This window comes from Streptomyces sp. NPDC005898 (genome assembly GCF_040629635.1).
In the GTDB taxonomy this organism is placed as follows: domain Bacteria; phylum Actinomycetota; class Actinomycetes; order Streptomycetales; family Streptomycetaceae; genus Streptomyces.
Genome location: NZ_JBEXWC010000028.1, coordinates 58,437 through 82,462, shown reverse-complemented (window position 1 = coordinate 82,462; position 24,026 = coordinate 58,437). Strand labels below are relative to the sequence as shown.

Sequence of the window (24,026 nt, the reverse complement as noted above, 5' to 3'; positions counted from 1 at the left end):
CGCGAGGTCAGTCCAGGCCCCGGGCCCGCCGGAACCGGGCGAGCCCGTCGGCCAGGTCGACGACCGGCTCCGGATAGTCGTGGCGCGCCCTCTCGGCGGCCGGCAGCTTCCACGGCTCGTGGACGGCGGCGCCGCGCACTTCGGCGAGTTCGGGCACCCAGCGCCGGACGTACGCGCCGTCGGGGTCGTACCGCTTGCCCTGGAGCACGGGGTTGAGGACCCGGTTGGGGCGGCTGTCGGTGCCGGTCCCCGCCATCCACTGCCAGTTCAGCTGGTTGTTGGCGAGGTCGCCGTCGACCAGCAGCCGCTGGAAGTGCCGGGCGCCCACCCGCCAGTCGACGTAGAGCGTCTTGGTGAGGAAGCTCGCGGTGAGCAGCCGGCCGCGGTTGTGCATCCAGCCCTCGTGCAGGAGCTGGCGCATGGCGGCGTCGACGACGGGATATCCCGTACGCCCCTCCTGCCACGCGCGGATGTCCCGCGCCGCCGACTCCGGTGAGCGCCAACGGTCGCCGCGCGTGCGGTAGTCGGTCGTCGCCGCCCGGGGTCGGGCCGCGAGCACCTGGTGGTGGAAGTCGCGCCAGCACAGCTGGCGGACGAAGTCCTCGGCGCCCGGCGTCGCCCGGGAGCGGGCCCCGTGGACGAGTTCGGTGCAGGAGAGCGTGCCGAAGTGCAGATGCGGCGACAGCTTGGAGGTGGCGTCGCCCGCGAGGTCGTCGTGGCGTTGCCCGTACGCGTCGATGCCGCCGCGCAGCCAGGCCTTCCACCGCGCTCTGCCCTCGCTCTCGCCGCCGCGCGCGAGCCCCGGCGAGAGGCCCGCGACGGCGTCGCGCCCGGGAAGGGGGTCCGAGCGGACGTGGTCGGGGACGCGCACGGCGCGCGGGGCGCCGAGCACCGGGCGGGGCCCCTGGGCGGACCAGCGGCGGAAGTACGGGGTGAAGACGGCGAAGTGGTCGGAGTTCGCCGGGGTGGCCCCGCCCGGCGGGAGCACGGTGATCACGCCGTCGTGGACGTGCAGCCGGCGGCCGTCCGCCTCCAGCGCCTCGCGCAGGCGCCGCTCGCGGCGGTGCGCGTACCGGCTGACGCCCGCCGCCAGGTGGAGGTCGCCCGCGGCCGCCTCCGCCATGACGGCCCGCACCTGCTCGACGAGGTCGCCGCCGCGCACCACCAGGCGCCCGCCGCGCTCCCGCAGCCGCCGGTCGAGGTCGGCCAGGCAGTCCGCGAGGAACGCCTGCCGGTTCGGCCCCGCGAAGCCGGTGCCCTCGATGGCCCGGTCGCGGACGAAGAGCGGGACCACGGCGTCGGCGCCCGCGAGGGCGGCGCGCAGCGGCGGATGGTCGTGGACGCGCAGGTCGGAGGTGAACAGGACGACGGAGGTGTTCATGGCGCTACTCCTGTGGGTCCGGCGCCGGTACGGCGGCCGGGGGCGGCGTCGAGGGTGACGCCTGTCTTTCGTCCCGCCGCGCCTCTTTGGACGCGGCCTTGGCGATGTTGCGGGCCATGCCGCCGAACACGACCGCGTGGAAGGGCGACACGCTCCACCAGTAGGCGTGGCCGAGGAGGCCGTGCGGGTGGAAGAGGGCACGCTGGCCGTAGCGGGTGCGGCCGTCGTCGTCGCGGTCGGCGCGCATCTCCAGCCAGGCCAGGCCGGGCAGCCGCATCTCCGCCCGCAGCCGCAGCAGCCTGCCCGGTTCGATCTCCTCGACCCGCCAGAAGTCGAGGGAGTCGCCGACCCGCAGCCGTGCCGCGTCCCGGCGGCCGCGGCGCAGCCCGGCGCCGCCGACCGCGCGGTCCAGCCAGCCCCGCACCGCCCAGGCCAGCGGGAAGGAGTACCAGCCGTTGTCGCCGCCGATGCCCTCGATGACCCGCCACAGGGCGTCCGGCGGGGCGTCGACGGTGATGTGGCGGTGGTCGGTGTAGAGGCTGCCGCCCGCCCAGTCGGGGTCGGTGGGCAGCGGGTCGCTCGGCGCGCCGGGCAGCGCCGCCGACGACCAGCGGGTGGTGACCTGCGCCTCCTTCACGCGCCGCAGGGCGAGGCTGAGCGCCTCGTCGAAGGGGACGGGGGTGCCGGGCGGGTCGGGCACGTACCGCGCGATGTCGTGTTCGTCGCAGACCACTTCGTGCCGCAGCGATTCGGCGAGGGGCCGGGCCAGGGCGCGGGGCACGGGGGTCACGAGGCCGATCCAGAGGCTGGAGAGGCCGGGGCTGAGCATCGGCACGCGCACGATGAGGCGGTGCGGCAGCCCGGCGACCGTCGCGTACCGGCGCATCATCTGCTCGTACGTGACGACGTCGGGGCCGCCGATGTCGAAGGCGCGGTTCACGTCGGACGGCATGCGCGCGCTGCCGACGAGGTAGCGAAGGACGTCGCGTACGGCGATGGGCTGGACGCGGGTGCCGACCCAGCTCGGCGTGACCATCACCGGGAGCCGTTCGGTGAGGTGGCGCAGCATCTCGAAGGAGGCGGAGCCGGAGCCGATGATGACGGCCGCGCGCAGGACGGTCGCGGGGACCTTCCCGCGCAGGAAGATCTCGCCGACCTCCGCGCGGGAGCGCAGGTGCGGCGAGAGCGCCTGGGGCGGTACGTCCGCCGGGGTGAGGCCGCCGAGGTAGACGACCCTGCGGACGCCGGCGGCGTGGGCCTGTTCCGCGAAGGTCCGCGCCGCCTTCCTGTCGGTCTCCTCGAAGCGGTTGCCGGTGCCGAGGGCGTGCACCAGGTAGTACGCCACGTCGATGCCGCGCAGCGCCTCGGCCAGCGAGGAGGCGTCGGTGACATCGCCCTTCACGACCTCCGCCCGTGGCGCCCAGGGGTGGTCGCGGAGTTTCTGCGGCGTACGGGCCAGGCAGCGCACGCGGTATCCGGCGTCGAGCAGCTCGGGCACCAGGCGGCCGCCGATGTACCCCGTCGCCCCGGTCACCAGGACATGCCGGCCCGTTTCGGCGCCCTCTCGCGCGTGCACGCTCACGGTCTCCTCCACCTGCTCGCCCTCGTCCCGACGTCGGTCCGGCACCGCGTGGTGCGTCGTCCTTGCCCCATCTTCCGTCGGGGAGGACATTCCGGCACTCGGCTAGCGTGGAGGGACGATGCGGAACAGCGGGGCGCCCCGCGGGCTTGGAGGAAGCACGGTGCACGGTGAGTACAAGGTCCCCGGCGGCAAACTGGTCGTGGTGGATCTGGACGTCGAGGGCGGTGAGCTGCGGCGCACCCGCGTGGCCGGCGACTTCTTCCTGGAGCCGGACGAGGCGCTGGAGGCGATCAACGGCGCCCTGGACGGCGCCCCCGCCGACACGGACGCCGCGGGCCTGGCCGCCCGTGTCGACGCGGCGCTCCCCGAGGGCACCGTGATGTACGGCCTGACGTCGGAGGGCATCGGGGTGGCCGTGCGCCGGGCGCTGGCCCACGCCACGGACTGGACCGACTACGACTGGCAGCTCGTCCACGAGGGGCCGCAGCCGCCCGCCCTGCACATGGCCCTGGACGAGGTGCTGACCCAGGAGGTCGCGGCGGGGCGGCGCCCGCCGACGCTGCGGGTGTGGGAGTGGGGCGCCCCCTCGGTGATCATCGGCAGTTTCCAGTCGCTGGCCAACGAGGTCGACGCGGAGGGCGCAGCCCGGCACGGGATCGAGGTCGTGCGCCGCATCTCCGGCGGCGGCGCGATGTTCGTGGAGCCGGGCAACACCATCACGTACTCCCTGTCCGTCCCGGACGCCCTCGTGCAGGGGCTCTCCTTCCAGGACAGTTACGCCTATCTGGACGACTGGGTGCTCGGTGCCCTCGCCGACATGGGCATCAAGGCGTGGTACCAGCCGCTCAACGACATCGCGACGGACGCCGGGAAGATCGCGGGCGCCGCGCAGAAGCGCATGGTGGCGCCGGGCGGCGGCCCGGGCGCGGTCCTGCACCACGTGACGATGTCCTACGACATCGACGCGGACAAGATGCTCGACGTGCTCCGCATCGGCAAGGAGAAGCTGTCCGACAAGGGCACCAAGAGCGCCAAGAAGCGGGTGGACCCGCTGCGCCGGCAGACCGGCCTGCCGCGCGAAGCCGTCATCGACCGCATGATCGACTCCTTCCGTTCCCGGTACAGCCTCGCCCAGGGGAAGGTCACCGAGGCGGAGCTGGCCCGCGCGCGGGATCTCGTACGGACCAAGTTCGCCACCGCCGAATGGACGGCCCGGGTGCCCTGAGCCGAACGGGGGCCGCCCCGCCGGGTGTTGACGCGCCCAGTAACATACATACATGGATGTAGGTGAAGGGAGAGTCACCCAGGCGGAGCGGCGCGCCCGCACCCGCGGCGCGCTCCTGGTCTCGGCCGCCCGAGGCCTGTCGCGCTACGGCTACGGCAACCTCGCGCTCGAACAGGTCGCCCGCGACGCGGGCTATACGCGCGGCGCCCTGTACCACCAGTTCAAGGACAAGCAGGACCTGACCCTGGCCGTGATCCGGTGGATCGGGGAGACCTGGCTCCAGGAGGTGGCGCCGCGCGTCGAGCGCGAAGCGCACCCGGTGGCGGCCCTGCTCACCCTGGCGCGCGGCCACGCCGTCTACTGCCGGCACACCGGCGCCCGGGTGGCGAGCGCGCTCCGGCTGGAGTTCAGCGGCCAGGACCACCCCGTCGGCCAGGAGATCGAGCAGGCGTACGAAAAGCTCGTCACGCGCTGCACCCACCTCATCGAGGCCGCGCGGCGCGCCGACGCCCTGGCCGACGGCCCGCCGGCCCGGACCCTCGCCCTCGCCTTCGTCGGCGCGCTCGACGGCACGGTGATCGCCCTGGCCGGCCAGGAACCGTACGACGAGCTGCTCACCGTCCGCGCCGTCGCGGGCGTCCTCGGGCTCGACCCCTTGTCGCACCGCCCCGCCGGGCGGCCGACCGACCAGACGGAGGCACCGTCATGAAGCTCCCGAAGAGCGCGCACACGTCCCGGCCGTGGCGGATCCACGAGATAGCCCCCGACTTCCGCCTCTACGACGTGTGGGCGCTGCCGACGCCCGGCGGCCCCGGCGACTTTCCGCTGCTGATCCAGGACACCGTCGACGGCGACACCTCGGACAGCCCCTCCCCGGTGGCCCGCGCCCTCTTCAAGATCCGCTGGAAGCTCGGCGAGCTGTTCGGCTGGGACGACCCGGCCACCGGCGTCGGCACGCGCGTGCCGACGCTGCGCGACCGGCTCCCGCGGGACCTGCGCGAGGGCCCGACCGGCCCAAAGTTCACGACGCTGCCCTTCAGGCCGGTCTTCCTGACGGACGACGAATGGGCGTCCGAGATGGGCAACCGCACCGTGCACGCGGTGATGCACCTGACGTGGGTGCCGGACGGCTCCGGTGGCCACCGGGGCCAGATGGCCGTCCTGGTGAAGCCCAACGGGCTCTTCGGGAGGGCCTACATGGCGGCCATCGCCCCGTTCCGGCACTGGCTGGTGTACCCGCCGCTGATGCGCAGGATCGACGAGAAGTGGCGGACGCACGGCGGAGGTCCGGACGCGCCCCGTTCGCCCGGAGCGCCGCCCTCATCCTCGGGTTCACCCGGAGCGCCGCTCAGGTGAACTCGGGGATGAGCGAGGTGCCGTAGGCGTCGATGACGTCCTCCCGGGCGTCGTGCATCGCGTACACCGCGAACTGGTCGACGCCCAACTCCCGCAGCTCCCGCAGCCGTTCGCGGTGCGCCTCGACGGGTCCGAGGAGGCAGAACCGGTCGACGATCTCGTCCGGCACGAACGCGGTGTCGGGGTTCCCGGCCCGCCCGTGGTGGCTGTAGTCGTAGCCCTGCCGCGCCTTGATGTACGCGGTGAGGGCCTCCGGCACGAGCGAGGAGTGCTCGCCGTACCTGGCGACGAGGTCGGCGACGTGGTTGCCGACCATGCCGCCGAACCAGCGGCACTGCTCGCGGGCGTGCGCGAGGTCGTCGCCCACGTACGCCGGGGCGGCGACGCAGATCTTCACGTCGGCCGGCTCGCGCCCCGCCTCGGCCGCCGCGTCGCGCACCGCCTTGACCATGTACTCGGTCAGATAGGGATCGGCGAGCTGGAGGATGAACCCGTCCGCCTTCCGGCCGGCGAGCGCGAGCGCCTTCGGGCCGTACGCCGCCATCCACACCGGCAGCCGCCCGTCCCGCACCCAGGGCAGCCGCAGCGGGTGCCCCTCGACGTCCGCCTCGCGGCCCTCGGCGAGGTCGCGGATGACGTCGATGGCCTCGCCGAGCCGGGCCAGCGTGTGGGGCCGGCGGCCCGCGACGCGCATCGCGGAGTCGCCGCGCCCGATGCCGCAGACGGTGCGGTTGCCGTACATGTCGTTGAGCGTGGCGAAGGTGGAGGCGGTCACCTCCCAGGTCCTGGTGCCCGGGTTGGTGACCATGGGGCCCACCGTGAGCCGCGTGGTGTGTTCGAGGATGCGGCTGTGGATGACGAAGGGCTCCTGCCACAGCACCGCGGAGTCGAAGGTCCAGCCGTAGCGGAAGCCGTTGCGCTCCGCCCGCCGCATGAGCCCGACGACGGTGGAGGCGGGCGGGTCGGTCTGCAGCACAAGTCCGAAATCCACGGCGGGACCTCCTGGTCGGGGCACTGGCCCACGTACCGAACCGATCTCCCCGGGTGATCCGGGAAGGGACAATCGTGGACTTCCCCCCAGGCCTTGGCAAGAGGACCTCGCCGGGGTCAGCCGCCGGGTCGCCCGCCCGGTGGGACGCCGGGCGCGACGGTGAGCGCGGCCAGGTGCGCGTCGAGGAGTTCGACCTGGCGGGACGGCGGGAACGCCGGCGGGTCGAGCAGCGACTGCACCACCAGGCCGAGCACGAACGCCTGGGCGCCGGCGGCGACGCTCGCCGGGTCCCCGGGGGCCAGTTCACCGAGCCGCTGGGCCTGCTCGACCAGGTCGCGCAGCCTCTCGCGCCCCCGCGCGTACCTGCGGGCGTGGCCGGCGCTCAGCTCCGGGTCGGCGAGCGCGGTGTCCCAGGAGGAGACCCAGACGCGGTTGCTGTCGGTGGCCGCGTCCGTCAGCGGCAGGATGTCGAGCAGCGCGGCCCGTACGGCGGCCAGGCCCTGCCCCGCCGTACGCCGGGGGCGGGCGGCGGTGCGCCGGTCCAGCAGGTCAAGGGCGTGCGCGACCAGGTCGCGCTTGGTGCGGAAGTAGTGGGTGAGCAGGCCGGTGCTCGCGCCGAGTTCGGCGGCGACGGCGCGCATCGTCAGCCCGCCGAAGCCGTGCGCGGCCAGCACCCGCCACACCGCCTCGGAGACGTCGCGGCGGCGGGCCTCGTGATCGCCCTTGGTACGTGGCATGCTGCTACGGTACATAACCGTAACGCTTGTTGTGTGAATGGGGTCCCGATGTTCTCCCTCCCGCTGCGGGGCGACGCCCGCCTGCGCCCTTTGGAGATATGGCACGCCGAGGAGTTCGCCGCCCACCTGGACCGGGCGCGCGAGCACATCCGGCCCTGGGTGGGGAGCGCCTTCGTGGCCACCGGCGTGGACGGCGCCCGGGCCACCCTGCGCCGGTACGCCGAGGGGCAGGCCGCCGACGGCGCCCGCCTCTACGGCATCTGGCTGGAGGGCACCCTGGTCGGCGGCGTGTTGTTCGTGTCCTTCGACGCGGCGGCCGGCACCTGCGAGGTGGGCTGCTGGCTGGAACCGGCCGCCGAGGGCCGCGGCCTGGTCACGCAGGCGTGCCGCGCCCTGCTGGAGTGGGCGTTCACCGAGCGCGGCCTGCACCGCGCCGAGTGGTGCTGCCGCGGCGACAACGCCCGCAGCGCGGCGGTCGCCGAGCGCCTTGGCATGACGCTGGAAGGGGTGCAGCGCGAGTCCTGGCCCTACGAGGGCACGCGCCACGACACGCAGAACTGGGCGGTCCTCGCCTCCGAATGGTCCCCCTCCGCCTGATCCCGGTCGGCCGGTCGTGGGCCGTCTTTCCCTCCATTGGGGGCATTTGGCCCCCGCCCGGCGAGCCGCCGCGACGCGGGCCGCGGAGACTGGGCGGGGCGTCGCCGTACGCCCGGAAAAGAGGGGCACCATGTCCGACAACGTGGTTCTCGTCGCCGTGCCCGAGCATTCCCGGGACGACGGCGCGGGCGTGGGCCAGCTGGCCAGGGTCCGTGACGCGCTCGCGTCCCAGGGTTTCGACGTGCGCCGGGTGGCCGGTGCCCGGGACGCCGAGGCGGTGCTCCGGACCGAGGCGGGTCTCGCCGCCGCGCTGGTGGCCTGGGACCTGCCCGCGGGGCCCGGCACGGACGGCCTCGGCGGGGACGGGGCCACCGGTGGCGCCGAGGTGCTGCGGCGCATCGGCCGGCGCTTCACCGGTCTGCCGGTCTTCCTCGTCATGGCGGACGAGGGCCTGCGTGAGCTGCCGCTGTGGGTCTCGCAGACCGTGGTCGGGTACGTGTGGCCGCTGGAGGACACCCCGGGCTTTGTCGCCGGGCGGATCGCGACCGCCGCCCGCGCCTACCGGGAAGCGCTCCTGCCGCCGTTCTTCAAGGCGATGCGCCACTTCGACGACGCGCACGAGTACTCCTGGCACACCCCGGCGCACTCCGGCGGCGTCGCCTTCCTGAAGTCACCGGTGGGACGGGCCTTCCACGACTACTTCGGCGAACGCCTCCTGCGCAGCGACCTGTCGATCTCGGTGGAGGAGCTGGGGTCGCTGTTCGAACACACCGGCCCGATCGGCGAGGCCGAGCGCAACGCTGCCCGCGTGTTCGGCTCCGACCTCACCTACTTCGTGCTGCACGGCGACTCCACGTGCAACCGCCTGGTCGGCCACTTCAGCGTCACCCGCGACGAGGTCGCGCTGGTCGACCGCAACTGCCACAAGTCCGTGCTGCACGGCCTCGTCGTCTCCGGCGCCCGGCCGGTCTTCCTGATCCCCACGCGCAACGGCTACGGTCTGGCCGGGCCGCTGCCCCCGGCCGAGATCGCCGCCGGCTCCGTGGCCACGCGGATCGCCACGAACCCCCTCACCCGCGACCTGCGGACCCCGGACTGCCAGTACGCGGTGTTCACCAACTCCACCTACGACGGCCTGTGTTACGACGCCGCCACGGCCGCCAAAGCCTTCGCCGCCAGCACGCCCCGGCTGCACTTCGACGAGGCGTGGTTCGCCCACGCCCGCTTCCACCCGCTGTACGCCGGGCGGTACGGCATGTCGGTGGACCAGGAGAGCTTCCCCGGCCCCGACCGGCCCACCGTCTTCGCCACCCAGTCCACGCACAAGCTGCTGGCGGCGCTCTCGCAGGGCGCGATGGTGCACGTCAGGCCCGCGCCCCGGGCGCCCGTGGAGCACGACCGGTTCAACGAGGCCCTGATGATGCACGGCACGACCTCGCCGCTGTACCCGATGATCGCCTCCCTGGACGTGGCCACCGCGATGATGGATGGGGCGCAGGGGCACTGGCTGGTCGACGAGGCCGTGAGCGAGGCGGTCCGCTTCCGTCAGGAGATGGTGCGCATCGGCCGCCGGATCCAGGCCGCCGGGGACCGGCCGCCCTGGTTCTTCGGCGTGTGGCAGCCCGGGACGGTGACGGATCCGGCCGGCGGCGCCCCGATGCCCTTCGACGAGGCCCCGGCCGACCTGCTGCGCACCGAGCCCGCCTGCTGGCGGCTCGAACCGGGCGCGGACTGGCACGGCTTCCCGGGCCTGACCGACGGCTACTGCCTTCTCGACCCGATCAAGGTCACCCTGACCTGCCCGGGGATCGATGCCACCGGCCGCATGGGCGACTGGGGCATCCCCGCCCGGGTGCTCACCGCCTACCTCGCCCAGCGCGACATCGTCGTGGAGAAGACGGACAGCTACACCACCCTGGTCCTGTTCTCCATGGGCATCACCAAGGGCAAGTGGGGCACGCTGCTCGACGCCCTGATGGACTTCAAGGCCCTCCACGACGAGGACACCCCGCTCGACCGGGTGCTGCCGGACCTCGTCGCCGCACACGGGCGCCGGTACGCGGGCCTGACCCTGCGCGGGCTGTGCCAGGAGATGCACGACCAGCTGCGCTCGGCCCGCCTGGTCGCCCTGCTGGACGACGCCTTCCAGCAGCTGCCCGAGCCCGTCGCCCCGCCGCAGTGGTGCTACCAGCGACTCGTCCGCGGCGGCACCGAACGCGTCCGGCTGGCCGACGCGGCGCACCGGGTCGCCGCCGCCATGGTCACCGTCACCCCGCCCGGCATCCCGGTGCTGATGCCGGGCGAGAGCGTCGGCGACCAGGGCGGTGCCCTGCTGCGCTATCTCACCGCCCTGGAGACGTTCGACCGCCGCTTCCCGGGCTTTCGCAGCGAGACCCACGGCGTGACGGTCGACCCCGACACCGGCGACTACCTGATCGAGTGCCTGCTCCCCCAGGAGGTTCGGCCCACCTGCTGATCAGCCCACCTGCCGATCAGCCCACGTACTGACAGGTGGAGCGCGGCGTGTAGACGCCGTGCCCGGCCCGTCCGGTGTAGGTGCGGCGGTCGATGACGACCTCGCCGCGCGAGAGGACCGTCTCCACCTGCCCCATGATCCGCCTGCCCTCGTACGCCGAGTAGTCCACGTTCATGTGGTGGGTCTCGGCGGAGATGACCTGTTCGGCATGCGGGTCGTAGATCACGATGTCGGCGTCGGAGCCCGGGGCGATGGTGCCCTTCTTGGGGTGGAGGCCGAACATCCGGGCCGGGGCGGCGCAGGCGATCTCGATCCAGCGGCGGCGGTCGATGTGCCCGTCGACGACGGCCTGGTGCAGCAGGTCCATGCGGTTCTCCACGCCCGGCAGACCGTTGGGGATCTTGGAGAAGTCGCCTCGTCCCAGCTCTTTCTGGCCGGTGAAGCAGAAGGGGCAGTGGTCGGTGGAGACCACCTGGAGGTCGTTGGTGCGCAGGCCCCGCCACAGGGCCGCCTGGTGCTCGCGCGGCCTCAGCGGCGTGCTGCACACGTACTTGGCGCCCTCGAAGCCGGGCTCGGCGAGGTTGTCGGTGGACAGGAAGAGGTACTGGGGGCAGGTCTCGCCGAAGACGTCCAGGCCCTTGTCGCGGGCGGCGGCGATCTCGGCGACGGCCTCCTCGGCGGAGACGTGGACGACGTACAGCGGGGCCCCGGCGACCCGGGCGAGCTGGATCGCGCGGTGCGTGGCCTCCGCCTCGAGCAGCACCTTGCGCACCTCGCCGTGGTGGCGGGGGTCTCGCTCGCCGCGGGCCAGCGCCTGCTCGACCAGGACGTCGATGGCGATGCCGTTCTCGGCGTGCATCATGATCAGCCCGCCGTTCACCGACGCCCGCTGCATGGCCCGCAGGATCTGGCCGTCGTCCGAGTAGAAGACCCCCGGATACGCCATGAACAGCTTGAACGAGGTGACGCCTTCCTCCACGAGGCGGTCCATCTCCTTGAGCGACCGCTCGTCGACGTCGGAGAGGATCATGTGGAAGGCGTAGTCGATGGCGCACTTGCCGTCGGCCTTGGCGAACCAGGCGTCGAGCCCCTCGCGCGGGCTGCGCCCCACGCTCTGGACGGCGAAGTCGACGATGGTGGTGGTGCCGCCCCAGGCGGCCGCCCTCGTGCCCGTCTCGAACGAGTCCGACGCGGACGTTCCGCCGAAGGGCAGCTCCATGTGCGTGTGCGCGTCGACACCGCCCGGGATCACGTACTTCTGCGCGGCGTCGATGACCCGGTCGGCGGTCCACCGCTGACTTCCCGGCAGCGCCATGGCCACCACCCGGCCGTGCTCGACCAGCACGTCCGCGTGCACTTCCTCGCCGGCGGTGATCACCAGGCCGCCGGTGATGAGAGTCCGAGTCATGGGCGAGCAGTCCCTTCACGTCGTGTCCGACGAAGAGCACGGTCGGCCGGCGGTCCGGCGGCCGGGCGGCGAGATGAACTAAACGCTGTGCAGGGCTTGTTCGAGGAGCGCGGCGCCCTCTTCCGCCTCCGCGACGGTCAGCGACAGGGGTGGGGCGACGCGCAGCACGCTGGTGTTGTGGCCGCCTCCCTTGCCGATGAGCAGACCGCCCTCGCGGGCCGCCTCGAGGACGGCGGCGGCCGCCCGCTGGTTGGGCCGGTCGGTGCCGGGCTCGACCAGCTCGATGCCGATCATCAGGCCGCGCCCGCGCACCTCGCGTACGACGGGCAGCTGGGCGCAGATCGCCCGTACCCGCTCGATCAGCAGGCCGCCGACGCGCCGCGCGTTGCCCTGGAGGTCGTGCTCCAGGAGGTACGTGAGGTTGGCGAGGCCCGCCGCCATGGTGACCGGGGAGCCGCCGAACGTCGAGATGGAGTTGGCGTCCAGACAGTTCATGACCTCGGCCCGGGCGACGACACCGCCGATCGACATGCCGTTGCCGATGCCCTTGGCGAAGGTCAGCATGTCCGGCGGGCCGCTTGCCGCGTGGGCCTGCCAGCCCCAGAAGTGCTCGCCCGTGCGGCCCCAGCCGGTCTGCACCTCGTCGGAGATCCACAGGACGCCGTGCTCGGCCAGGACCTCGCGGAACGCCGCGTACAGCCCGTCGGGGGGCGAGGTGAAACCGCCCACGCCCTGGATCGGCTCGGCGATCAGCGCCGCCGCTCCCCCGCGCGCCTGCCCGAGCATGTCCCGCAGGTCGGCGACGCAGGCCGCGGTGAACTCGGCGTCACGCAGACCGGCGTAGGGCCCCCGGCTGCGGACGCCGCCGTGCACGTACAGCGTCTGGAGGGGCGAGAGGCTGGTCGGGGACCACGACTGGTTGCCGGTGATGCCGACGGACGTGAACGAGCGCCCGTGGTAGCTGTTGCGCATCGCCAGGATCTGGTTGGAGCGGCGGTGGGCGGTGGCGAGCAGCAGGGCCGCGTCGTTGGCCTCGGTGCCGGAGGTCGTGAAGAAGACGCGGGCGTCGGGGATGCCGGACAGCGCCGCGATGCGCTCGGCGAGTTCGACCATCGGCCGGTTCAGGTAGAGCGTCGAGGAGTGGATGAGCCGGCTCGCCTGCTCGCTCACCGCCTTGGTGACCTCGGGCAGGGCGTGCGCGGTCATGGTGGTGAGGATGCCGCCGAAGAAGTCGAGGTACTTCCTGCCGTCGGCGCCCCAGACGTGGCGGCCCTCGCCGTGGGTCAGTTCGAGGGGCCGCTGGTAGTAGAGCGCGAGCCACTCGGGCAGCACCGCCCGGTGGCGGTCGTACAGTTCACTCACGGCCGTACCAGCCCTTCATAGGCGTCGGGGCGTCGGTCCCGGTAGAACGCCCACTGTTGGCGCACCTCTTCGATGAGCCCGAGGTCGAGGTCCCTGATCAGGAGTTCCTCCGCCTTGTCGCTCGCCGTTTCCCCGACGAACCGGCCGCGCGGGTCGACGAAGTAGGAGGTTCCGTAGAAGTCGTTGTCGCCGTACTCCTCCTGGCCCACGCGGTTGATGGCGGCGACGAAGTACTCGTTGGCGACGGCCGCCGCGGGCTGCTCCAGCTGCCACAGGTGCGCGGAGAGACCGCGGTGGGTGGCGGAGGGGTTGTAGACGATCTGCGCGCCGTTCAGGCCGAGTTGGCGCCAGCCCTCTGGGAAGTGGCGGTCGTAGCAGATGTAGACGCCGACCTTGCCGACGGCGGTGTCGAAGACGGGCCAGCCGAGGTTGCCCGGCTTGAAGTAGTACTTCTCCCAGAACCCCTTGACCTGGGGGATGTGGTGCTTGCGGTACTTGCCGAGGTAGTCGCCGTCGGCGTCGATCACGGCGGCGGTGTTGTAGTAGAACCCGGACTGCTCGACCTCGAAGACCGGGACGACGATCACCATGCCGGTCTCGCGGGCGAGCGCCTTCATGCGGGTGACGGTGGGGCCGTCCGGCACGGGCTCGGCCCAGCGGTAGTGCTCGGGCTCCTGGACCTGGCAGAAGTAGGGGGCGTTGAAGACCTCTTGGAACCCGATGACCCGCGCGCCCCGGCGGGCCGCCTCGCGGGCGTGCTCCTCATGTTTGGCGATCATGGATTCGGTGTCGCCCGTCCAGGTCGCCTGGACTAGTGCGGCGCGTACGACGCTGGCCATGAGCTGCTCCTTCACTGCCCCGGGAGGACGTGTCCTCCCGGCCTTGAGAAGATGTCAGAGAGCTTCTACGCCCGTAGACTCGCTACGTGGGTCAGGAGAACGTATGCCCGTGGCGACGGGCTGAGCAAGACCATCGTCACCGACCGGCGGAGTCGATCACGTTTCGTACCCATGCGGACGAGACGGGCGCGGACGTCAGGCGGTGAACCCCGCCACGCGCAGGGCGTGCAGGAGATCCCAGTGGTGCGCCTCGGAGACCGCGCGGGCCGTCTCCAGGAGCAGCGGCACGAGGCGCTCGGGGTCGGTGTGCGCGCAGCGGGCCGCGTCCTCGGGGGTGCGGACGCGGACGTAGGAGTCGAGGAGCGCGCGGGCCTCGCGCTCACGGCCCGCGTCGATCAGCGCGAGGAGCGCCTCGGCTATCTCGGGGGCGGGACGGGTCACGCCCTGGCGCAGCAGCGTGCGGCAGTCGTCGGCGCGGCCCGCGCCGGCGAGCGCGTCCGCGAGGGCGACCAGCCGGTCGGGCGGGAGCGAGGCGGCCTCCCACAGGAGGGTCGCCCAGTCGGCGGCGAGGCCTGCGCGGTCCAGTTCCTCGGCGAGTGGGGGCAGGTCGGCCGCGGGCCAGGCCGCCGCCTCCGCGAGGACGGCGTGCGCCTCGCCGGTGCGGCCCTCGTGGCGCAGGCGCAGGAGGGTCTGGGCGATCCCCTCCTCACCCGGGGGGAGGTCGGTGGCCTGCGCGTCGTCCGAGGGAACCTGGGCAGCTCCCCAGTCGTGCCCCGAGGCCGGGCCGGGGGACCCCTGATGGGCCCGCGCGGCGGCGTCCTCCGGGCGAAGGCCCGGGCGCAGCCCGTGGAGGTGCGAGGCGCGGTCCTCGCCCGAGGAGAGGCCGGGGGCGTGCCACGCGGAGCGTTCCGCCGCGTCCAGGCGGGCCAGCCGCTCCTGGATTTCCACGCAGCGGGCGGTCGCCCGTTCGTGGTCGTCCCGCACCCACGCCAGGTCGAGGTTGACGCGGTCGGCCTCTTCGGGGCCGGTGGCCTCGGCCAGTTGCCGGCTCAGGTCCGCCTGGCGCTCCATGGCGAGCCGCTGCTCCCCGAGCATCGCGTCGAGCCGGGCGCGGAGCAGGTCGCGGGCGCCGGGCCGGGTGTCGTACGCGGTGAGCGAGGCGCGGTGCAGGACGCGGGCCCGGTCGGTCTCCCGCTGGTCCTCGGGGGTGCCCCGGTCCGCCGCGAGGTCGTGGAGCAGCGCCTGCACCACGTCCCAGGGCGGCACTTCCGTGCCCTCCAGGCAGGCCCGCATGCCGTCCGGGTCCCGGTGCCAGAACACGCCGCACCAGCCGGTGGACTGGTCGAGCCGCCCCACCAGCTCCCGCAAGTACCTCGCGAACTCCCCCACCTGGTCCGGGAGTTGTCCCACTGTCATCAGTTCAGCACCGCCCCGTGGAGACCTGGAGTCTTCCGGTCCGGAAGATAACACCTGCCGTGTCACGGGACGGCTACACGCAGTTTTCCATGATAGTTCTCACGCCCCTCAAGGCCCAGAGGGCGTACGTGGACCGCAGGAAGACGAGGCGCGCCGGGGAGTCGTCACGCCGGCGCCGGCTCGCACCGTACGACCAGCTCGTCCAGCGAGAGCCCCAGCACGGTGGCCAGCGCCGCCACGGTGAAGAGCGCCGGCGTCGGCGCCCGTCCCGTCTCGATCTTCCGCAGGGTCTCCGCGGAGAGTCCCGCCTCCGCGGCCACGGAGACCATGCTTCGCGCGCCCCGCGCGTCCCGCAGCAGCCGTCCGAGCCGCTCGCCGCGCTCGCGCTCTTCGGGGGTCAAGGGTGTCCGCACCATGCGGCCATCGTACGGCCCCCATTTAAATACCGGTATAGTAATGGGCATGGTGGAACTCAAGACGGAACAATCGATCGACGCGATGCGTGAGGCGGGCCGCGTCGTGGCACAGGCCCTGACGGCGGTCCGGGAGGCCGCCGCGGTCGGCGTGTCGCTGCTCGACCTCGATGCGACGGCGCACGCCGTGCTCCGCGAGGCCGGCGCCTCCTCGCCCTTCCTCGGCTACCGCCCGGACTTCGCGCCGGTCCCCTTCCCCGCCGTCCTGTGCACCTCGGTGAACGACGCGATCGTGCACGGCGTCCCGACGGCGTACCGGCTGCGCGACGGCGACCTGGTCTCCGTCGACTTCGGCGCGCAGCTCGGCGGCTGGGCCGGCGACTCGGCGATCAGCTTCACGGTGGGGACCCCGCGCCCGGAGGACCTGCGCCTCATCGACACGGCGGAGCGCGCCCTGGCGGCGGGCATCGCCGCGGCGGTGGTCGGCAACCGCATCGGTGACATCGCGCACGCCATCGGCACCGTCTGCCGCGCGGCGGGATACGGCATCCCCGAAGGGTTCGGCGGGCACGGCATCGGGCGGCGCATGCACGAGGACCCGGGCGTGCCGAACGAGGGCCGCCCCGGACGCGGCATGCCGCTGCGGCCCGGCATGGCGCTGGCCATCGAGCCGATGGTGATCGCGGGCGGCGGCGACGACTACCACCCGGCGCCGGACGGCTGGACGCTGCGCACGAACGACGGCAGCCGCGCGGCCCACGCCGAACACACCGTCGCGATCACTGAGACCGGCCCAAGGATCCTCACGGCCCTGTGACCCCCGGGGGCGTACGCCGGGGGCCCCGCGCCGAGGGCCGCGCGCCGGGCGCCGAGGGCTCAGGGCCCTACCGCCGAGGGCCGCACGTCGGGGCCCGGCGCCGGAGGCCGTGCGCCCAGGGCCCCGCGCCGGGGCCCGAGGGCCGTGCGCCGGAGGCCGTGCGCCGGAGGCCGCGGGCCCAGGGCCCTGCGACGGGGGCCGAGAGCCGTGCGCCGAGGGCCGCACGTCGGGGCCCGACGCCGGAGGCCGTGCGCCCAGGGCCCCGCGCCGGGGCCCGAGGGCCGTGCGCCGGGGCCTCGGCCCGTGAGGGTTGCCCGAAGCGCGGCGGTCACTCGGAGGGGTGGACCACCATCGCCGAGCCGCCGCCCCTGCGTTCCTTCTCCGCCGCCGCGAGCCACTTCCCGCCGGGCAGCCGCTGCACGCCCGTCGCCGCCCCGATCTCGGGGTTGCGCTTGAAGGAGTGGCCGAGCGCCTCCAGGGAGGTGCGCAGCCCGCTGTCCCACAGGCCCGGTTCCAGCTCGGTCTGCGCGGCGTTGCGCTGGCTCGCGCGCGGCGCGGCGATCGCCTCGACCAGGGGCAGGCCCCGGTCCACGAAGCCGGTCAGGGTCTGCAACACGGTCGTGATGATCGTCGCGCCGCCCGGCGAGCCGAGCGCCACCACCGGCCGGCCGTTCTTCAGCACGATGGTCGGCGCGATCGAGGAGCGCGGGCGCTTGCCCGGGCCCGGCAGGTTCGGGTCGTGCACCGCCGGGTCGGCGGGCGCGAAGGAGAAGTCCGTCAGTTCGTTGTTGAGCAGGAAGCCGCGCCCCGGCACCGTGATGCCGCTGCCGCCCGTCGACTCGATGGTGAGGGTGTAGGCGACGACGTCGCCCCACTTGTCGGCCACCGTGAGGTGCGTGGTGTTCTCGCCCTCGTACGTCGTGGGGGCCGCCTTGTCCGCCGTCGCGCACGCGCGGGGCCGGCGGGGGTCGCCGGGCGCGAGCGGGCTCTTGAGCACCGCGTCGTCCTTGATGAGGCACTCACGGCTGTCGGCGAACCGCTGCGAGAGGAGTTCCTTCGCCGGTACGTCCTCGAAGGCGGGGTCGCCGACCCAGCGGCCCCGGTCGGCGAACGCGACACGGCTGGCCTCGATGTAACGGTGCAGGTACTTCTTCTTGGAGGCCTTCGACAGGTCGGTGCGCTCCAGGATGTTCAGCGCCTCACCGACGGTCGTGCCCCCGGACGACGAGGGCGCCATGGAGTAGACGTCCAGCCCGCGGTAGGTGGTCCTGGTGGGCTTCTGCCGCTTCACGCCGTACGAGGCGAGGTCCCGCAGGGAGAGGTCGCCGGGCCGCACGACGCGGCCGGACGCCGGGTCCACGGGCGGCTTGTTGACGGTGCGCACGAAGTCCTTGGCGAGCTTGCCGTGGTACAGGGCGCCCACACCCTTGCGGCCCAACTCCGCGTACGTACGGGCCAGGTCGGGGTTCTTGAACGTGGAGCCGACCACCGGGAGCTTCCCGCCGGGCAGGAACAGCTTCGCCGAGGCGGGGAAGTCCCTGAACCGCTTCTCGTTCGCCTCGGTCTGCGAACGGAAGGTCGCGTCGACTGCGAAGCCGTCGCGCGCCAGGCGCTCGGCGGGCTTGAGGAGCGTGCCGAGCTTCTCGGTGCCCCAGGCGTCCAGCGCCGACTGCCAGGTGGCGGGGGTGCCCGGCGTACCGACGCCGAGGCCGCTGGTGACCGCGTCCGCGAAGGGGATCGGCCTGCCGTTCTCCAGGAACAGCCCGGAGTCGGCGGTGCGCGGGGCCGTCTCGCGGCCGTCGATGGTGCTCACCTTGCGGGTCCTGGCGTCGTAGTGGACGAAGTACCCACCACCGCCGACCCCCGCCGAGTACGGCTCGGTGACGCCGAGCGCGGCGGCGGTGGCGACGGCCGCGTCCACGGCGTTGCCGCCCTTGCGCAGGACCTCGATGCCGGCGGCCGAGGCGTCCGGGTCGACACTGGCGACCGCGCCCCCGTACCCGACGGCGACGGGCGCCTTCTTCGGGACCGCCGGGGTGTGTTCCGCCGAACGCGCGGGCGAAGGGGGCGTGGCGGCACCGACCGACACCAATACCCCTCCGACCGCCAATAGCGTCAGATGACGTGCGACAGCGCGACGCATTCGTACCTCCAGTCAACAGCCGTCCGCGCAGCGTAACTTCGCGCGAGCCCTTCCGTCAGGACCGCCTCGAACACTGCTCCGAAAGGGCCCTGGCATGCGCCCCCATGACTGAAGGGGTGCGCGATATCGTCCTCATCGTCCTCGGCCTCGTCGCCGTCGGCGCCGGTGCCGTCCTCGGCTGGCTCGCGCGCGGCCGGCTGCGCGGGCGCGGGCTCCGCCGCGAGCAGGCCTTCTTCGGGCTGCCGGACAGCGCCGAGTCGCTGCTCGTGGTCAACCGCGACCCGCCGGATGGCGGCCCACCTGCACTCGCTGCTGCCGGGCGCACGGGTGAACACCGAGCCGGAGCCGGTCCCCGATCGGGGAGCGTTCCAGATCGGCGCCGAGCGCTACCGCCTGGAGGCCGGCCTGACGGAGTACGTCATCCTCGCGCGGCTCACCGCCGACCAGGGCGGGGACGCGCGGTCCGTCTTCCTCCTGTGCGGTCAGCGCGCGGTCACGAGCCAGGCGGCCGCCCGCCATCTGGCCCGCCACCACGAGAAGCCGGCGCGCAAGCACGGCGGCCGCTCCTTCGTGCTGCTCCTGAAGGTCGTCAACTCCCAGGCGTACGGACCGGACGTCGTCGAGCTGGTCGGGGACGTGACGCACGCCGCCCGGGCCCCGCTGCCCGCCCCGGTCCGCGCCTCCCGTCGCGGCACGTGACACCATCCGCACGGACCGTCGATCCCGCAAAGGCCCCATCTGTGACCTGGCAGTCAATTTCCGGACATGGGGCAACCCGTCCCCGCTCCGCGGCCTCTTCCCGTGCGGTCCACATTCGCATGGAGGTACGTTTCCTTGTCCCCGCAGAGCTCTTCGAGCCGCCGACGCCCCCTTCGCACCCGCCACGCGGCTGCCGCGGGCCTCGCGGTCCTCACCGCCGCCCTGACCGCCTGCTCGGGCGGCGGCGGCTCGTCCGGCGCCGGTGCGGCCGACGAGAAACCGCGGATCTCGGTGAACCTCACGGGGCGGCAGGCCGAGGCGGGCGGCCCGGTGATCGTCAAGCTGGCCGAGGGCAGGCTGAAGCAGGTGACCGTCACCGACGCCAAGGGCGGGAAGCTGCCCGGCGAGGTCGCGGCGAACGGCACCACGTGGACGTCGCGACGCGTGGCGGCGCCCGGTACCGCGTACCGCGTCGAGGCGGTCGGCGACGAGGGCGGCAGCGCGAAGGCGTCCTTCGGGACGGCCCCGCCCGACAAGGTCAACAAGGTGACGCTCGCCCCGGGCAAGGGCACCACCGTCGGCATCGCCCAGCCCCTGTCGATCACCTTCGACCACCCCGTGCGCAACAAGGCCGAGGTCGAGAAGCGGCTCAAGGTGACGACCTCGAACGGCACCACCGGCTCCTGGGGCTGGATCAAGAACTACGACGGCAAGGACCGCGTCGACTGGCGTCCCAAGGAGTACTGGAAGTCGGGCACGCAGGTGAAGCTGGACGCCCGGCTCAGCGGCGTCGACTCCGGTGGCGACGACTGGTTCGTCCGCGACTACGCCACCCGCTTCACCGTCGGCGGGAGCCAGGTGGTGAAGGTGAACCTGGACAGCAAGACCGCGACGCTGGTGCGGGACGGCCGGACGGTCAGGTCGCTCCCGATGTCGGCGGGCACCCCCGGCGGCGAGAAGGCCTCCTGGGGCGGCACGTCCGTCCTGATGTCGAAGGAGGGCACGATCAACATGCGCTCCGAGACTGTGGGCCTGTCGGGCAGCGACAGCTACGACAAGATGGTCGACTACTCGATGCGGCTGACCTGGTCGGGCATGTACGCGCACGCCGCGCCCTGGAACGTCGCGTACTTCGGCAACACCAACCACAGCTCCGGCTGCGTCGGCATGAGCACCGGCGACGCGGGCTGGCTCTACCGCGAGGTGCGGCCGGGCGACCCCTTCGAGGTCACCGGCAGCGGCTCCAAGGGCATCCCGGACCCGGGCAACGGCTACGGCGAGTGGAACCTCTCCTGGGCCGACTGGCAGGCCAAGAGCGCCCTGAGCTGACGGTACGACCGTCAACAATCGTTACCGGGGCGTAACTTACCCACGGGTTACCCCCGGTAAAGCCCTGCGGTTACCGTCGGGTCACTTTGCACCGCCCGAGTGAGGAGTGACCCGTGGGACTGCCGCACCATGCCTTGCGTACGACCACCGTGGGGGCCGTGTCGGCGGCCCTCGTCGCCGGGACCGCCCTCGGTCTCGCCCCGGCGGCCCAGGCGGCGCCGGCCGCCGCGCCGCGGGCCGCGAGCTCCGCCGACGTGCGCTTCGTCGACATCCCCGGCGAAGGCGGGACGATCCTCAAGGCGAACGTCTTTACGCCGAACGACGCGCGGCCCGGCGGGAGATACCCCGCGATCGTGCTGCCCACCAGCTGGGCCATGCCCCAGATCGAGTACGTCGCCCAGGCCCAGAAACTGGCCGACTCCGGCTATGTCGTGGTCAGTTACAACTCACGTGGCTTCTGGCAGTCCGGCGGCGAGATCGAGACCGCGGGCCCCAAGGACCTCGCCGACGCCTCCAAGGTCATCGACTGGACGCTGGCGAACACCCCGGCCGACCCGTCGAAGGTCGGCATGGCGGGCGTCTCCTACGGCGCGGGCATCAGCCTGCTGGCCGCCGGACACGACAAGCGGATCAAGGCCGTCGCCGCGCTGAGCGGCTGGGCCGACCTGATCGACTCGATCTACAGCGGGCGCACCCAGCACGCCCAGGCCGCCGCCCTCCTCGGCGGCGCCGGCGCCCTCACCGGCCGGCCGAGCGCCGAACTCCAGCAGACCCTCAAGGACTTCCTCGCCTCCAACCTGGACAAGGAGGACGAGATGATCGCCTGGGGCGCCAAGCGCTCCCCCGTGACCCGCCTTGACCAGATCAACGACAACGGCGCCGCCATCATGCTCGGCAACGCCTGGGGCGACACACTCTTCCCGCCCAACCAGTACGCCGAGTTCTACGAGCGGCTGACCGGACCCAAGCGCCTGGAGTTCCGGCCCGGCGACCACGCGACGGCCGAGGCGACCGGCCTGCTCGGTCTGCCCAACGACACCTGGACCTCCACCCGGCGCTGGTTCGACCACTACCTCAAGGGTGAGGCCAACGGCATCGACAAGGAGCAGCCCGTCCAGCTCAAGTCCCGTTCCACGGGTGGCTACGAGGGCTATCCGGACTGGAAGGCGGTGGGCCCCACCCGCGCCAAGATCGCCATGGCGGGCTCCACCACGATCCGTACGAACGTCGACTCGGGCGCCAACGGCGGCCTCGCGATCCTGTCCAACGCCCTGGACCAGTTCCTGAAGATCCCGCCGACCGCCTCGGTGCCGCTGCTGCCGCGCCGCTACACGGGCGTGTGGCAGTCGGAGCGGTACTCCGCCACGCAGCGGGTGCGCGGGACGGCGAAGGTGCACACCACGCTCACCGGCACCGAGGAGAGCGGCACCCTCGTCGCGTACCTGTACGACGTGGGCCCGCTCGGCCTCGGCAAGCTGGTCAGCAACGCGCCGTACACCTTCCACGGCAAGACGCCCGGCGAGCCGTTCGGCGTGGACCTGGAGCTGTTCTCCACGGCCTACGACGTGCCGGCGGGCCACCGGCTCGCCCTGGTCGTCGACACGGTCGACCCGCTCTACATCGAGCACAACCCGTCCGGCGCGCAGCTGACCTTCTCCTCACCGGAGGCGGACCCGTCGTACGTGTCCGTCCCCCTGCGCGAGCAGTGATCTCCGGCTGCTGCCGGGTGGGCCTGCCTTCGCTACCGCCCGCCGGGCAGCAGCGTCCCTGGTTCGGCCGGCGCGACTTCCGCGGCCTCCGTCTTGGGATTGCGCCGCTGACGCTTGGACACCCACTGGGCGAACCACGACAGCAGCATGCACATCCCGATGTAGACAGGTGAGATCACCATGACCACGGGGATGAAGGGCAAATCGTAGTCGAGATTCGACGCGATCAGTTTCCCGGCGTGGAGGAACTCCTCGTAGGTGATCAGAAAGCCGAGCGAGGTGTCCTTGAGGGCCACCACCAACTGGCTGATGATGGCGGGCAGCATGGCGCGCAGGGCCTGGGGCACGAGGACGTGCGTCATGACCTGGGTCTTGCGCATCCCGAGTGCGTACGCGGCCTCCTTCTGGCCGCGCTCCATGGAGTTGACGCCGGAGCGGAAGACCTCGGCGAGCACCGAGCCGTTGTAGAGGGTGAGCCCGGTGACGAGCGCGGGCAGCGGCTGCACCTTCAGCGCCACGAAGACGAAGAAGATCATCACCAGGACGGGCATCGCGCGGAAGAACTCCACGAGGACGGTGGCCGCCCAGCGCACGGGCCGGTGGTCCGAGAGCCGGCCCATGGCGAGCAGCCCGCCGAGCGCGAGCGCGAGCACCGCGGAGATCGCGAACGCCTTGAGCGTGTTGCCGAGCCCCCGCAGGAGCAGCTCCTGGATGCCCTGGTACTCGAAGGGCGTCCACTTGGTGGCGGTGAACTGGTCGGTGTCGAAGAGCAGATACACGAGCCAGCCGACGAGGGCGAGCACGGCCAGGGTGGAGAGCGCCCCGTAGAGCTTGTGGCGCCGTACCGTCTTCGGGCCCGGGAAGTCGTACAGGGCGGTGGAGTCGTGGGCGAGGGCTTTCATCGGGCGACTCCCCAGCGCTTTTCGAGGACATTGAAGATCGCGCTGATGGCGAGGGTGATGATGAGGTAGCCGAGGGCGATCCAGACGAACGTCCAGATGATGTTGTAGCCCAGCTCGTTGAGCGTCTTGTACGTGCCGAGCAGTTCGGTGACGCTGAAGGCGCCCGCGATCGCGGAGTTCTTGGCGAGCGCGATGAGGTTGGAGCCGACCGGTGCGATGACGGCCCGGAAGGCCTGCGGCAGGACCACCGTCGACAGGGTCTGCCCGAAGGACATCCCAAGGCTCCGGGCCGCCTCGCCCTGCCCCTTGGGCACGGTGTTGATGCCCGAGCGCAGCGCCTCGCAGATGAAGGCGGAGGTGTAGCAGCCGAGGGCGAGGACCGCGAACACCTTGAAGGGCAGGACGAGCCCGAAGCGCGGCAGGCCGAGCAGTACGGCGAAGAAGAGCAGGGTGAGCGGCGTGTTGCGCAGGACCGTCACCCAGGCCGTGCCGAAGGCGCGGAAGGAGCCGATGGGCGCGACGCGGAAGGAGGCCATCAGGAAGCCGAGCACGAGGGCCAGGAGCGAGGCGTAGACGGTCAGTTCGACGGTGCCGAGGAAGCCGTCGCCGAACGTGGAGAAGTTGTCGGTCAGTACGTCCACGAG

Annotated in this window: 20 protein-coding genes and 1 pseudogene; 9 read left to right on the top strand and 12 right to left on the bottom strand. The window is 72.6% G+C overall.

Annotated features, from left to right (window positions below):
• Positions 1-7: 7 nt before the first annotated feature.
• Both ABZ385_RS28880 and ABZ385_RS28875 read right to left on the bottom strand, forming a co-directional pair.
• Complete coding sequence (locus ABZ385_RS28880) at positions 8-1,381, bottom strand: deoxyribodipyrimidine photo-lyase (protein WP_358913773.1); 1,374 nt, start codon at positions 1,379-1,381, stop codon at positions 8-10.
• Positions 1,382-1,385: 4 nt separating this feature from the next.
• Complete coding sequence (locus tag ABZ385_RS28875; RefSeq protein ID WP_358913781.1) at positions 1,386-2,963, bottom strand: SDR family oxidoreductase; 1,578 nt, start codon at positions 2,961-2,963, stop codon at positions 1,386-1,388.
• Between the two features lie 160 nt (positions 2,964-3,123).
• Here ABZ385_RS28875 and ABZ385_RS28870 point away from each other — a divergent pair, with 160 nt between their 5' ends.
• From ABZ385_RS28870 to ABZ385_RS28860, 3 genes are read left to right on the top strand one after another with little or no spacing between them, the layout of a single operon-like run.
• Positions 3,124-4,188: a biotin/lipoate A/B protein ligase family protein gene (locus ABZ385_RS28870; RefSeq protein ID WP_358913772.1), complete on the top strand. Its 1,065-nt coding sequence runs from the start codon at positions 3,124-3,126 to the stop codon at positions 4,186-4,188.
• 52 nt (positions 4,189-4,240) lie between these two features.
• Complete coding sequence (locus ABZ385_RS28865; RefSeq protein ID WP_358913771.1) at positions 4,241-4,897, top strand: TetR/AcrR family transcriptional regulator; 657 nt, start codon at positions 4,241-4,243, stop codon at positions 4,895-4,897.
• On the top strand, positions 4,894-5,544 hold the full coding sequence (locus ABZ385_RS28860; RefSeq protein ID WP_358588822.1) for a DUF2867 domain-containing protein: 651 nt from the start codon (positions 4,894-4,896) through the stop codon (positions 5,542-5,544). The genes ABZ385_RS28865 and ABZ385_RS28860 overlap by 4 nt, the downstream gene beginning before the upstream one ends.
• On the opposite strand, the gene ABZ385_RS28855 is transcribed toward ABZ385_RS28860, so the two are convergent.
• Positions 5,537-6,535: a TIGR03842 family LLM class F420-dependent oxidoreductase gene (locus ABZ385_RS28855; RefSeq protein WP_358588825.1), complete on the bottom strand. Its 999-nt coding sequence runs from the start codon at positions 6,533-6,535 to the stop codon at positions 5,537-5,539. The genes ABZ385_RS28860 and ABZ385_RS28855 overlap by 8 nt on opposite strands.
• Before the next feature lie 116 nt (positions 6,536-6,651).
• A complete protein-coding gene (locus tag ABZ385_RS28850; protein ID WP_358588827.1) occupies positions 6,652-7,272 on the bottom strand; it encodes a TetR/AcrR family transcriptional regulator in 621 nt (206 codons plus the stop codon).
• Positions 7,273-7,320: 48 nt separating this feature from the next.
• On the opposite strand from ABZ385_RS28850, the gene ABZ385_RS28845 reads away from it, so the two are divergent.
• Positions 7,321-7,869 (top strand): GNAT family protein, encoded by a 549-nt coding sequence (locus tag ABZ385_RS28845; RefSeq protein ID WP_358588829.1) that lies wholly within the window; start codon positions 7,321-7,323, stop codon positions 7,867-7,869.
• Positions 7,870-7,999: 130 nt separating this feature from the next.
• Positions 8,000-10,345 (top strand): Orn/Lys/Arg decarboxylase N-terminal domain-containing protein, encoded by a 2,346-nt coding sequence (locus ABZ385_RS28840; protein ID WP_358913770.1) that lies wholly within the window; start codon positions 8,000-8,002, stop codon positions 10,343-10,345.
• Between the two features lie 16 nt (positions 10,346-10,361).
• Here ABZ385_RS28840 and hydA read toward each other — a convergent pair whose 3' ends face one another.
• The 5 genes from hydA to ABZ385_RS28815 form a co-directional block, all read right to left on the bottom strand.
• Entirely contained in the window at positions 10,362-11,753 is a 1,392-nt protein-coding gene (gene hydA / locus ABZ385_RS28835) for a dihydropyrimidinase (protein ID WP_358913769.1), read from the bottom strand.
• A gap of 78 nt (positions 11,754-11,831) precedes the next feature.
• Positions 11,832-13,115 carry an aspartate aminotransferase family protein gene (locus ABZ385_RS28830; protein ID WP_358588835.1) on the bottom strand — a complete coding sequence of 428 codons (1,284 nt, stop codon included), beginning with the start codon at positions 13,113-13,115 and terminating at the stop codon, positions 11,832-11,834.
• Entirely contained in the window at positions 13,112-13,954 is an 843-nt protein-coding gene (locus ABZ385_RS28825) for a nitrilase-related carbon-nitrogen hydrolase (protein WP_358588837.1), read from the bottom strand. Before ABZ385_RS28825 ends, ABZ385_RS28830 begins: the two co-directional genes overlap by 4 nt.
• 195 nt (positions 13,955-14,149) lie before the next feature.
• Positions 14,150-15,370, bottom strand: coding sequence for a hypothetical protein (locus ABZ385_RS28820; RefSeq protein WP_358913768.1), 1,221 nt, complete (start codon positions 15,368-15,370; stop codon positions 14,150-14,152).
• Positions 15,371-15,534: 164 nt separating this feature from the next.
• Entirely contained in the window at positions 15,535-15,786 is a 252-nt protein-coding gene (locus tag ABZ385_RS28815; protein ID WP_358590449.1) for a helix-turn-helix transcriptional regulator, read from the bottom strand.
• 46 nt (positions 15,787-15,832) lie between these two features.
• Between ABZ385_RS28815 and map the strand changes: the two genes are divergently transcribed.
• Entirely contained in the window at positions 15,833-16,600 is a 768-nt protein-coding gene (gene map, locus ABZ385_RS28810; protein ID WP_358590451.1) for a type I methionyl aminopeptidase, read from the top strand.
• Positions 16,601-16,928: 328 nt separating this feature from the next.
• On the opposite strand, the gene ggt is transcribed toward map, so the two are convergent.
• Positions 16,929-18,743 (bottom strand): gamma-glutamyltransferase, encoded by a 1,815-nt coding sequence (gene ggt / locus ABZ385_RS28805; RefSeq protein WP_358913767.1) that lies wholly within the window; start codon positions 18,741-18,743, stop codon positions 16,929-16,931.
• Positions 18,744-18,847: 104 nt separating this feature from the next.
• Between ggt and ABZ385_RS28800 the strand changes: the two are divergent.
• From ABZ385_RS28800 to ABZ385_RS28790, 3 genes and pseudogenes are all read left to right on the top strand, one after another.
• A pseudogene (locus tag ABZ385_RS28800) lies at positions 18,848-19,442 on the top strand (hypothetical protein).
• A 135-nt stretch (positions 19,443-19,577) separates the two neighbouring features.
• Positions 19,578-20,771, top strand: a complete 1,194-nt coding sequence (locus tag ABZ385_RS28795) for an Ig-like domain-containing protein (protein WP_358913766.1) — start codon at positions 19,578-19,580, stop codon at positions 20,769-20,771.
• A 113-nt stretch (positions 20,772-20,884) separates the two neighbouring features.
• Entirely contained in the window at positions 20,885-22,480 is a 1,596-nt protein-coding gene (locus ABZ385_RS28790; protein ID WP_358913765.1) for a CocE/NonD family hydrolase, read from the top strand.
• A gap of 32 nt (positions 22,481-22,512) precedes the next feature.
• On the opposite strand, the gene ABZ385_RS28785 is transcribed toward ABZ385_RS28790, so the two are convergent.
• Together ABZ385_RS28785 and ABZ385_RS28780 are read right to left on the bottom strand one after the other, a co-directional pair.
• Positions 22,513-23,382: an amino acid ABC transporter permease gene (locus ABZ385_RS28785; RefSeq protein WP_358589807.1), complete on the bottom strand. Its 870-nt coding sequence runs from the start codon at positions 23,380-23,382 to the stop codon at positions 22,513-22,515.
• Positions 23,379-24,023 (bottom strand): amino acid ABC transporter permease, encoded by a 645-nt coding sequence (locus ABZ385_RS28780; RefSeq protein ID WP_358589809.1) that lies wholly within the window; start codon positions 24,021-24,023, stop codon positions 23,379-23,381. The genes ABZ385_RS28785 and ABZ385_RS28780 overlap by 4 nt, the downstream gene beginning before the upstream one ends.
• Positions 24,024-24,026 lie beyond the last annotated feature (3 nt).

Coding starts and splice junctions, on each gene's coding strand:
- ABZ385_RS28880 (WP_358913773.1), bottom strand. CDS start 1,381: ATGAACACCTCCGTCGTCCTGTTCACCTCCGACCTGCGCGTCCACGAC.
- ABZ385_RS28785 (WP_358589807.1), bottom strand. CDS start 23,382: ATGAAAGCCCTCGCCCACGACTCCACCGCCCTGTACGACTTCCCGGGC.
- ABZ385_RS28840 (WP_358913770.1), top strand. CDS start 8,000: ATGTCCGACAACGTGGTTCTCGTCGCCGTGCCCGAGCATTCCCGGGAC.
- ABZ385_RS28860 (WP_358588822.1), top strand. CDS start 4,894: ATGAAGCTCCCGAAGAGCGCGCACACGTCCCGGCCGTGGCGGATCCAC.
- hydA (WP_358913769.1), bottom strand. CDS start 11,753: ATGACTCGGACTCTCATCACCGGCGGCCTGGTGATCACCGCCGGCGAG.
- ABZ385_RS28865 (WP_358913771.1), top strand. CDS start 4,241: ATGGATGTAGGTGAAGGGAGAGTCACCCAGGCGGAGCGGCGCGCCCGC.
- ABZ385_RS28815 (WP_358590449.1), bottom strand. CDS start 15,786: ATGGTGCGGACACCCTTGACCCCCGAAGAGCGCGAGCGCGGCGAGCGG.
- ABZ385_RS28845 (WP_358588829.1), top strand. CDS start 7,321: ATGTTCTCCCTCCCGCTGCGGGGCGACGCCCGCCTGCGCCCTTTGGAG.
- ABZ385_RS28825 (WP_358588837.1), bottom strand. CDS start 13,954: ATGGCCAGCGTCGTACGCGCCGCACTAGTCCAGGCGACCTGGACGGGC.
- ggt (WP_358913767.1), bottom strand. CDS start 18,743: ATGCGTCGCGCTGTCGCACGTCATCTGACGCTATTGGCGGTCGGAGGG.
- ABZ385_RS28850 (WP_358588827.1), bottom strand. CDS start 7,272: ATGCCACGTACCAAGGGCGATCACGAGGCCCGCCGCCGCGACGTCTCC.
- map (WP_358590451.1), top strand. CDS start 15,833: ATGGTGGAACTCAAGACGGAACAATCGATCGACGCGATGCGTGAGGCG.
- ABZ385_RS28820 (WP_358913768.1), bottom strand. CDS start 15,370: ATGACAGTGGGACAACTCCCGGACCAGGTGGGGGAGTTCGCGAGGTAC.